General features: G+C 45.0%; 9 protein-coding genes and 1 tRNA gene. 4 read left to right on the top strand and 6 right to left on the bottom strand.

Features of this window, described 5'->3' with window-relative positions:
- Positions 1-255: 255 nt before the first annotated feature.
- Together QUB20_RS26825 and psbX are read right to left on the bottom strand one after the other, a co-directional pair.
- Positions 256-1,065, bottom strand: coding sequence for a Ycf66 family protein (locus tag QUB20_RS26825; protein ID WP_333250950.1), 810 nt, complete (start codon positions 1,063-1,065; stop codon positions 256-258).
- A gap of 281 nt (positions 1,066-1,346) precedes the next feature.
- Positions 1,347-1,466: a photosystem II reaction center X protein gene (gene psbX / locus QUB20_RS26820; RefSeq protein WP_333051895.1), complete on the bottom strand. Its 120-nt coding sequence runs from the start codon at positions 1,464-1,466 to the stop codon at positions 1,347-1,349.
- 124 nt (positions 1,467-1,590) lie between these two features.
- Here psbX and QUB20_RS26815 point away from each other — a divergent pair, with 124 nt between their 5' ends.
- Positions 1,591-1,875 carry a YggT family protein gene (locus tag QUB20_RS26815; RefSeq protein WP_333051898.1) on the top strand — a complete coding sequence of 95 codons (285 nt, stop codon included), beginning with the start codon at positions 1,591-1,593 and terminating at the stop codon, positions 1,873-1,875.
- 149 nt (positions 1,876-2,024) lie between these two features.
- Here the strand turns inward: QUB20_RS26815 and accC are convergent, their stop codons facing one another.
- Complete coding sequence (accC, locus tag QUB20_RS26810) at positions 2,025-3,380, bottom strand: acetyl-CoA carboxylase biotin carboxylase subunit (protein WP_333250952.1); 1,356 nt, start codon at positions 3,378-3,380, stop codon at positions 2,025-2,027.
- Between the two features lie 228 nt (positions 3,381-3,608).
- On the opposite strand from accC, the gene QUB20_RS26805 reads away from it, so the two are divergent.
- The 3 genes from QUB20_RS26805 to QUB20_RS26795 all read left to right on the top strand — a co-directional run bounded on the left by QUB20_RS26805 (position 3,609) and on the right by QUB20_RS26795 (position 4,130).
- Positions 3,609-3,692 (top strand) — tRNA-Leu (locus QUB20_RS26805).
- Between the two features lie 20 nt (positions 3,693-3,712).
- Positions 3,713-3,886, top strand: coding sequence for a hypothetical protein (locus QUB20_RS26800; RefSeq protein ID WP_333250955.1), 174 nt, complete (start codon positions 3,713-3,715; stop codon positions 3,884-3,886).
- A 31-nt stretch (positions 3,887-3,917) separates the two neighbouring features.
- Complete coding sequence (locus QUB20_RS26795) at positions 3,918-4,130, top strand: helix-turn-helix domain-containing protein (RefSeq protein ID WP_006634859.1); 213 nt, start codon at positions 3,918-3,920, stop codon at positions 4,128-4,130.
- Positions 4,131-4,198: 68 nt separating this feature from the next.
- Here QUB20_RS26795 and QUB20_RS26790 read toward each other — a convergent pair whose 3' ends face one another.
- The 3 genes from QUB20_RS26790 to QUB20_RS26780 all read right to left on the bottom strand — a co-directional run.
- Entirely contained in the window at positions 4,199-5,641 is a 1,443-nt protein-coding gene (locus QUB20_RS26790; protein WP_333250958.1) for a hypothetical protein, read from the bottom strand.
- Positions 5,638-7,581, bottom strand: a complete 1,944-nt coding sequence (locus tag QUB20_RS26785; protein WP_333250961.1) for a CHAT domain-containing protein — start codon at positions 7,579-7,581, stop codon at positions 5,638-5,640. The genes QUB20_RS26790 and QUB20_RS26785 overlap by 4 nt, the downstream gene beginning before the upstream one ends.
- A gap of 57 nt (positions 7,582-7,638) precedes the next feature.
- Positions 7,639-9,377, bottom strand: a 1,739-nt coding sequence (locus tag QUB20_RS26780) for a tetratricopeptide repeat protein (RefSeq protein WP_333250964.1), incomplete at its 5' end; no start/stop codon positions are given.

The raw sequence follows: 9,377 nt of genomic DNA, 5'->3' as shown, positions 1-9,377 counted from the left end.
GAAATCAGTTCACTATCTTCTTACACTTTCATTCTTGAAGCTTTATTCTATGCAGCTTCATATTAAATTGGTATAACGGATTTGATATTATTTGTGTATATCTCCGTTGGTTTGGGGTTTCACCCTCGCAATTTACAGTCTTTTGAAGCACTTTAATATCTGAAGAATAAGTAGATGGGCATCAATAAACGCAACTTATTTTTTTGCCTGCGGGCACGAGAAAAGTTTAGTTTCACCCATCTACTTAGTGTTTGCCTATTTGTCGAAACTGGGGGAATTATCCGGTTGGTCTTCCGGGTATTCTACAGGTCGATACTCCACGTAGTCTGACGGCGGTGCTTCCACGTCGCGGTTGCTGGGGCGAGACCTGGATGATTCCGTAGGACGGGGTTTTTTGGTTCTCGGCGGCGTATCGGAACTGCGGTTTTCCGAAGCAGGGGGGCGACTGCTGCGGCTGCGGGTCGGTCTTTCTTCGGGGTTGTCTGAAACGTCCCAGTTGTCTGACTCTTGGGCAGGCGGGGCTTCTGGGCGAGAGGGACGTTTGCGCGAGGATCGATCGCCCGACTCGGGCCGTCCGGTATTAACGCTGCCGTTGCGATTCGAGGGGCGGCGGCGGGGTTCGTCGTCGTAGGCTTCCCGAGAAGAACGGTAGTCTTGGCTGCCTCTGATGCGGGGACGCGGCGGATAGTCTTCCTCTGGTTCTAGCTGTTCCATGTCGGCATCGTAGCCGTCGTAACCGTAGGCGTTGCTGACCGGTCGGTCTTCATCTACGTATTGGGCGCGACTTTTGGCTTGGGCTGTGGTCGCTCCTCGCAGCTTAATGCTTTCTGCTGCAAAAAATATGGCGGAACCAGTCAACAGAAATTGACCGAATGCCAAAATTGGGTCAAGCCGCCATCCTTGAAATAACAGAATACCGCCGCACAGCAAGCCGACTGCTGCAAAAAAAATATCGTGGTCTCGGGCTAGTTTGGGACGCCACGATCGCAGAAAATACAGTCCTGCCCCTGCTACTGCTAGGATAATCCCTAACAGGCTGCTCCAGTTCAATCCTAAATTGACCATTAGCCTATCTCCTATGTCTTTCCTATGTTAGCGAGTTAGATTTTACATCTATCATTAAGTCTGTCAGCCCGACGGTGCTTTCTGGGGCAGAGTCCGGTCAGGGTTTCAGCTTGGGAAGTCAGTATAATAATGAGTTTAACGGGAAAAAACCTCAGCTTGGCAGTCAACTGAAGGTTTTGCCTTGACAGTTGCTGGCAGCCGAGGTTTCTCGCATCGGGGAAATGCCCGACGTGTAGCCGAAAATTGACTTGCAGCGCCGGACTTAGAAACCCGCTGACTTTTTAGGTGCGCTTGATTTTGTCTTTTTGGCTGATGAAGATCAGGGCGATCGTTGCTGGAAGCACTACAACCACCACGCCCACCAGCAGGCTGTACAAAAAGTTCGCGAGAGAAGGAGTCATAGATTCAAAGCCTTTGTTACAACAATTTGATTTTTATTAATTTTATACTTTCGATCGCACCTGTGAAACGGTTAAAATTCTGAAGGGCTGACTTAACAAAACTTAAAATTTCGAGATAAGACCCATGACTGGTATTACCGTTGCAAGTTGGATTCTGGGCTCTGTCCTAGTCGTGATGACTTTGCTGTTTATTTTTCGGATCGTTCTGACTTGGTATCCCGAGGTGAACCTGAGCAAATTGCCGTTGAGTCTGATTGCTTGGCCCACGGAACCTTTTTTAGCCATAACTAGAAAGATTGTACCGCCGATCGGCGGGGTGGACATTACGCCGATTATTTGGGTGGGTATCTGTAGCTTGCTGCGAGAAATGATTCTCGGCCAGCAAGGGCTGCTGACAATGATGATGTAGAAGTTGGCGGTTGACTGTTGACTGTTGGCGGTTGACTGTTGACTGTTGACTGAAAGCAGGCTTGGTAAAAACCCCCGGATCGATCCGTGGGGTTGCTTTCTTCAATCTTTCAATCCAAAATCCAAAATCTAAAATCCAAAATCGATTGACTAATGACTGTTTTGGTTCAAGAACTGTTCGACGAAATTCGTGTAAACTTCGCCGCTGAGAAACTCGGGGGAATCGAGGATTTTTTGGTGGAAGCTGAGGGTGGTAGGAACGCCAGTGATAGCACATTCCCGCAATGCCCGTTTCATCCTGCGGATGGCTGTTGGTCGATCGCGCCCCCATACAATTACTTTACCGATTAAAGAATCGTAGTAAGCGGGTATTTCGTAATCGGTGTAGACGTGAGAGTCCATCCGCACGCCGGGGCCACCAGGAGGCAAATAACCGCTGATTATGCCGGGGTGGGGTCGGAAATTGCGATCGGGATCTTCAGCATTGATGCGACACTCGATCGCGTGGCCGTTGAGAACTACTTGGTTTTGCTTGATTTGCAGTTTTTCTCCTTGGGCGATGCGAATTTGTTCGGCTATCAAGTCCAGACCTGTAATCATCTCGGTGACGGGATGTTCCACTTGGATGCGGGTGTTCATTTCCATGAAGTAGAACTTGCCCGATTTGTCAAGCAGAAATTCGACAGTGCCCGCACCCGTGTAGTTGATGGATTTGGCTGCGGCAATGGCAGCGTGACCCATTTGATCTCGCAGTTTCTGGCTGAGGGCGGGGCTGGGGGCTTCTTCGAGGAGTTTTTGGTGCCGCCGCTGAATCGAACAATCTCTCTCGCCGAGGTGGATGACGTTACCGTAGTTGTCGGCGAGGATTTGGATTTCGATGTGCCGGGGTTTTTCGATGAATTTTTCGAGGTAAAGTCCGGGGTTGCCGAAGGCTGCGTCGGCTTCGCCTTGGGCTGCTGAGAATAGTTTGGGGAGTTCGGATGCTTCTCTCACTAGCCTCATCCCGCGGCCTCCACCGCCGGCGGTGGCTTTGATCATCACAGGATAGCCGATGTCGCGGGCGATCGACAAAGCTTCGCGATCGTCGGCCAGCAATCCCTCGCTACCGGGTACTGTGGGGACTTTCACCCGCTGCATAGTTTCTTTGGCGGTGGATTTATCGCCCATCGCCCGCATCGCTGCCGGAGAAGGGCCGATGAAGGTAATTTGATGGTCAGCGCAGATTTCGGCAAATCGGGCGTTTTCGGCGAGGAAGCCGTAACCGGGGTGAATGGCTGCGGCGTTGCGTGTCAGGGCTGCCGCGATGATGTTGGGGATGTTTAAATAGCTTTTGCTGCTGGTGGGGGGGCCGATGCAAACGGCTTCGTCTGCCAACTGGACGTGCAGGGCGTGTTTATCTACGGTGGAGTGTACGGCGACCGTGGCAATCCCCATTTCCTCGCAGGTCCGCAATATGCGGAGAGCTATTTCTCCCCGATTAGCGATTAAAATTTTCGAGAACCCCATCTTCGCTGCTTAATTCACTCAATATTCTGTACAATAATGCCTTTCGGTATGTTCTGGATAATCGTTTTCCAGAAATTGTTCACAAAAATTTATTTTACATTTTGCTGGTAGTGGTGCTATGATTGTAAATCGGCGGTGTCAAAGGGCAAGTTACGAGTTAAATGTCAGGAACCTCAACCTGTAAATCTTTAACTGGTAACGCAAAAATCCCGGAGATTGCTAGAAAGAGCGGATGTGGCGGAATTGGTATACGCGCACGCTTGAGGTGCGTGTGGCAATATGTCCTTGCGAGTTCGAGTCTCGCCATCCGCATTGAATATGTAAAACAACTGTTGACGGTTTTGGCTGTCGGCAGTTGTTTTGTATTGAGTGGTTTTTCTAGAAAGTCGATCGAGTACGATCGGGTGCAGATTCATCAGATATCTTTAAGTGCGATCAAACTTCTGACAGATCCGCACCCTACAAAATACTCTTTAGCTGTCGATCGACTATTGTGTTTGAATTAAAAACATAGATACTTATCGTTTGTCAAGTAGAATGGGCTTAGTTAGGTTCCGAATCCGAGAGTTGGCTGACGAAAAAGGATGGACGCTAAAGGATGTTGCCGATCGATCGGAGGTTCCGTACAGCACAGTCAGGCACTATGCTCGATCGGAAGGACTAGCAACGGTTGATATCACATCCATTCAAAAGATAGCTCGCACGCTCGATGTTTTGATTGAGGAGTTGATGGAAGTTGTTAAAGAGTAAACAGATTTATCAGTAAGTCGCGAGAATATGACTGCGAAAATGTAATTAACAAAGAAAGCAGAGGGCGATTACCCATCCCCAGAGGGAAGTTGATTTTGGGGACTAGGTAAACTTGTCTGCTGATTTGATGATTTACGATTGAGGTAGCGTTTAGTGACAAACCAAGCCAACCATCCGAAGCCTCCACCGGATAAACAACTAAGTACAACGGCAATAATGAAGGGATGCGGGGGAAGCAGAGGATGTTGGGGAGAAGGGAAATCCCAAGGTTTTTCGATTAAGGGGTAGCCGGCTGCTAAGATTCCGGCAAAGCCGACTCCGACACCGATGCCGGTACCGACTGCTTGAATCGTGTTTTGTAAATTGCGATCGGACTTGGCTTGTTCTATTTCCACCAAACCCCGCAATGTATTGATAAATTCGCCGATCAAGTCTTTACCCGGCTGGATATAACTGAGGTAGATTTCTATTTGGTCGAGATAGCGCTTGCAGGTATTTTCACCAAACTCTCGCCAACTGGGAATATCGCCCGGTTGCCAGAATTTTTGTAAGTAAGTTTGATAGTTGATATGATTGGTTTTGATTGTGGTATAATGCGCTTGCAGATTTCGCAGTTGCCGTTGATACTGCATAGATAGTTCTGGCATTGATTCGAGAAGTTTTTGCAGTTCTTCTAAGGGCTTATCTTGCTTGAATTGTTTAATCTTTGCTTCTAGTTCGCTGTAAGCTTTTCTGGCTGCAATATAACTTTCTTTCGCTTGTTGGTAAACATATTCAATTTTGTGGCGAGTCAAGAGTGAGTTAAATAAAGGGTCATAAACAGAGGTTACATCTGGAGATATCCCTTGATTGTCGATCCAAACTAAAATCCGATAGAGTTTATTGCGTTGATTGGGTTGGCTAATTTCATATTCAAATAGGGGAACTTTGAGCAAGTTACCTTGATCGACTAATCCAAATGTAAAGTTAGTGTTTTTTAGCAGATTTATCACTAATTCATCAGCTACGCCTTGACATTCTGTATCAGGTATTTCTGTTTGTCCGTAAAGCCAGATGGTTTCACCGAGAGTGTTTTCGGAAAAGTCTAAGAAAAGGCTGCTAGGTTCAAATAAATCGATTTCTGCTGCTGCAATATCTCGCTCATCATCGGCGGGAGATAAAGTTAGATCGAAAGCGTAGGTATCATGCCATAGAGAGGGTTGCAGATACCCGCTAATCGCTAATTGATTTTTGTGAATCGCAGTAAGTGCGATCAGCTTTTGTTCTTTGGTTAGCCATTGATTGATTAAAGTTAAGGCTTTTGTCTGATGTTTGAAAGCCTGGGATTCTTCATCAAATTCGTAGCAAACTAATTTACATTTTAAATTTTTGAGTTCAGTGAAAGGCAGTTTTTCACTAAGTTTAATCAGTTTTTCCCAAATAAAATCGGCTGTATGTGAAACTCTATCGGGAGGTTCAGCTAAAGTCTGATTGAGATGGAAATAACAAACACTGATACTAAAATTTTTCATGGAGAAGACGGCGTATCTTGATTTGCTTCAGGAGGTTTTTCCGCAGCTATCGTCAGATTTTCTAGGGTTTCTTTCAAAATTTGACTTTGCTGTCCCGGCTTAGTGGCTGATTGCCCTTTATTGGGTAATTTAACTTCCTCTGATTTCATCACCCTAGCCCTGTATTGAAACTTAATTGCTGGCTTATCTTGCAGCCAATTTTCAATAAGTTCGACATTGTTGTCATCATTGTCTGTTAATTCAGCTTTGAGAGAAGCTAGGGCATATCTCAAGTTAAAAAAGAAATCTGATTGAATTAATTGCTGGAAAATTTCTATTTTATTGCTGCTATTAGTCATGTTTTGCTCTGCTTTGCCAGCCGCACAGAAGCCGGCCCAATGAAAGGGGTTTTGATAGATTTTAGCACAGAGTCCTTGAGTTGCTTTGTCCTTTTCCAGGAGGCATTGTAAGGTTCCTCGCCAGTCAGTATCTAGGAGGTGACATTGGTTTGTCCAGTCGAGGAAGCCTTGGATGTCGGTGTCTCGCATCCAGATTTGGGCTTGGCTTAATGCTAGGGCGAATTTACCGGGTTGGTGGTAGAGGTTTTCGTAGGTTTTGATCAGTAAAATTGCTGTGGAAAGGGGGTTTACTGACCACAGGCTGACGTATAAACTGGGACTACCAGCTAGTAGGAAACCGCTGGTGAGGCTGATGTATTCGTCGGTGTTGTCGAGTTGGACTCGTCCGGTTTCGCAGGCGGAAAGGGTGACTAAGCTGCATTGACTGAGGTTGAAATAGCCGATGATTTCTTCTAGGGTGAGAGTACCGTCGGCTAGTTCTAAACCAGATTGTAGCGGATCGTTGGGGTCGAAGGAACCGTGACAGGAAAAGAACAGATGATGGCTGTCGGCGACTTTTTCGGCTATTTCTAATTTTGACTCTGATTGTTCTCCTTTTTTAGCATTGTGTTTAGCAAAAATTTCTGGGCTGGGGAAGATATTTTTGATAGTTTCTACTTCCATGTCGGCTGCAGACAAGTCATTTGTGGGGTTTTGGATGGCGAAGAATCGCTCGAATTTACCCCGTTTGTATTTTTGGACTTGGTGCAATAGCTGACAACTGGGGGCGTAGGAAACTCCATTATCGAAGCAGTCAACGAGACAGGGATTCAGGGGGCAATTTTGGTTATTGGGGTGAAAGCGCTGCCAAATTTCCGGACTAACCGGGATGGCGTGGAGAGGGAACAGGTGCAAGTAGCGGTGGGGAATCAGGATTAGGTTGGTAATGCTGTTTGGGAGGTGGTCACGGATAATAGTTTCTAATTGAAGGATACTGCCGAGGTTGATAATGCGTTGTTCTAATCTATCTCGCCATTCTGAGCCTGGGGTATAATAACTTTTGTGATAGGCATCCGCCCAGCTTTCTAACATCTGCCAATTTATATCGGGATAAAGTATACATTTTGGGCGCTCTTCTTTTGGTAAAACTATAAATACACCCAGACAATCTTTATCGAATACAAACCACTCTAAAATTGCTGTATAATTATCAACCAAACTTTTAACTTTTTCAAAGGTAATATGTTCATATTTTTCTTGATTGCGCTCATTGATACGCTCTGCTAAAACACGGGCTTTGCTACGTTCAAGAAATTCTAATGCTTCACAAAAATTTTGTTTATGCAAGGAAATTTTAATTTTCTGAACGAGGAAAGGATTATTATTTTTGTCAAAATCTCTTTTAGATTGATCGTCAGGGCAAAGATCACGCAGCAAGTCTTTCACAGTAAGGCTATTTGTAATAGCCTGATCGGCATCTTTTAAGCATTTAATTCTATCAACATCAGGTAAGTAAGACTCTTGGAGATAAAAAACACTTAATTTATGGCTATTATCTGCCAGAGCTTCTAGTTGTTTATAGTCTATAGAGATGGATGTTTTTATGTAAATAGGATCTGTCATATTTGCTTTTTAATTTCTTTGAACTATACACTATTGAGCTGGCTTTACTGTGGATAATCAAAGTGTTTTGAGTTCGAGGAGAGCATCAGCTTTGCTGTAGCGTCCCTGTTCTCTATACAAATTAGCTAAATTATTCAGATGGGTGGCTAATTGAGGATGTTCAGGTGGTAAGCTTTTCTGGGCAATTTCCAGGGCTTTTACATAAAGTAGCTCGGCTTCATTGTAACGTCTCTGCTGGATGTACAAATTAGCTAAGTTATTGAGGTTGGTAGCTAATTGGGGATGTTCAGTACCTAAACTCTTTTGAACAATTGCCAGTCCTTCATGGTAGAGTGGCTCTGCTTCACTGTAACGTCCCTGCTTCATGTACAAATTAGCTAAGTTATTGAGGTTGGTAGCTAATTGGGGATGTTCAGATGGTAAGCTTTTTTGAACAATTTTTAGTGCTTCGAGGTAAAGTTGCTCGGCTTTGTCATAACTTCCTTGTGCCTCGTATGAACTTGCCAAGTTGTTGAGACTAGCTGCTAGATTAGTCGGATCGGGAGAATCATCTAATTTTCCTATATCTAATGCGGCTTTATAAAAATTTATTGCCTTCTCTAAATTATCCGAACGTTCACCTAGTATGTTGTCAGAGTAGATGTTTCCCAAATTATTCATAGAAGTAGCTTCCCCTTGTTTATCACCCATCTCTCTTGCAATTACTAGAGACTGCTCATGGAATTCAATCGCCGTTTGGTATTGGCCTAATCCGTAGTAAATGTTGCCTAAATTGCCTAGAGAAGTAGCTTCCCATTGCCTATTGCCTATCTCTCTTGCAATTGCTAGAGATTGCTGATGAAATTCAATCGCCGTTTGGTATTGGCCTAATCCGTAGTAAAGGTTGCCTAAATTGCCTAGAGCAGTAGCTTCCTCTGGTCTATTGCCTATCTCTCTTGCAATTTCTAGAGATTGCTTATAAAATTCGATTGCATCTTCGTATTTGCCAGATTTATAGTAAACGCTGCCTAAGCTGTTTAGAGCATTAGCTTTTCCTTGTATATCTCCAATCATTTGTTGGATGTTTAAATATCTTTCATAACTATTAATCGCTTCTTTATATCTACCCAAATTTTCCAAAGCAATACCCTGGTTGTGCCAAAGTTCATGGTTGTCAGGTGAAATCTGTAAAGCGCAGTTTAACGCTGCGATCGCAACTTCGATATTCTCTGCTTTCTCTCCCCTGATTCTGTCACGGTAGGCTACTGCCAGATTATTTTGCGTCCCAGCCCAATCTTCGGGAAAGGCCTCGCGGGTGTAGACGGATAATGCAGCAGTATAAGATGCGATTGCCAGTTCGATATTCTCTGCTTTCTCTCCCCTGATTCTGTTACTGTAGGCATTTGCCAGATTATTTTGCGTCTGGGCCCAATTTTCGGGAAAAGCATCGCGGGTGTAAACGGATAATGCAGCAGTGTAAGATGCGATCGCAACTTCGATATTCTCTGCTTTCTCTCCCCTGATTCTGTTACTGTAGGCTGCTGCCAGATTATTTTGCGTCGTTGCCCAATACTCGGAAAAAGCTTCGCGGGTGAGGACGGATAATGCAGCAGTGTAAGATGCGATCGCCAGTTCGATATTCTCTGCTTTCTCTCCCCTGATTCTTTCACTGTAGGCTATTGCCAGATTATTTTGCGTCATAGCCCATTTTTTGGGAAAGGCATCGCGGGTGTAGACGGTTAATGCAGCAGTGTAAGATGCGATCGCCAGTTCGATATTCTCTGCTTTCTCTCCCCTGATTCTTTCACTGTAGGCTA

Source organism: Microcoleus sp. B4-C2 (assembly GCF_036705265.1).
Classification (GTDB): domain Bacteria; phylum Cyanobacteriota; class Cyanobacteriia; order Cyanobacteriales; family Microcoleaceae; genus Microcoleus.
This window is presented reverse-complemented; position numbering and strand designations above follow the sequence as displayed.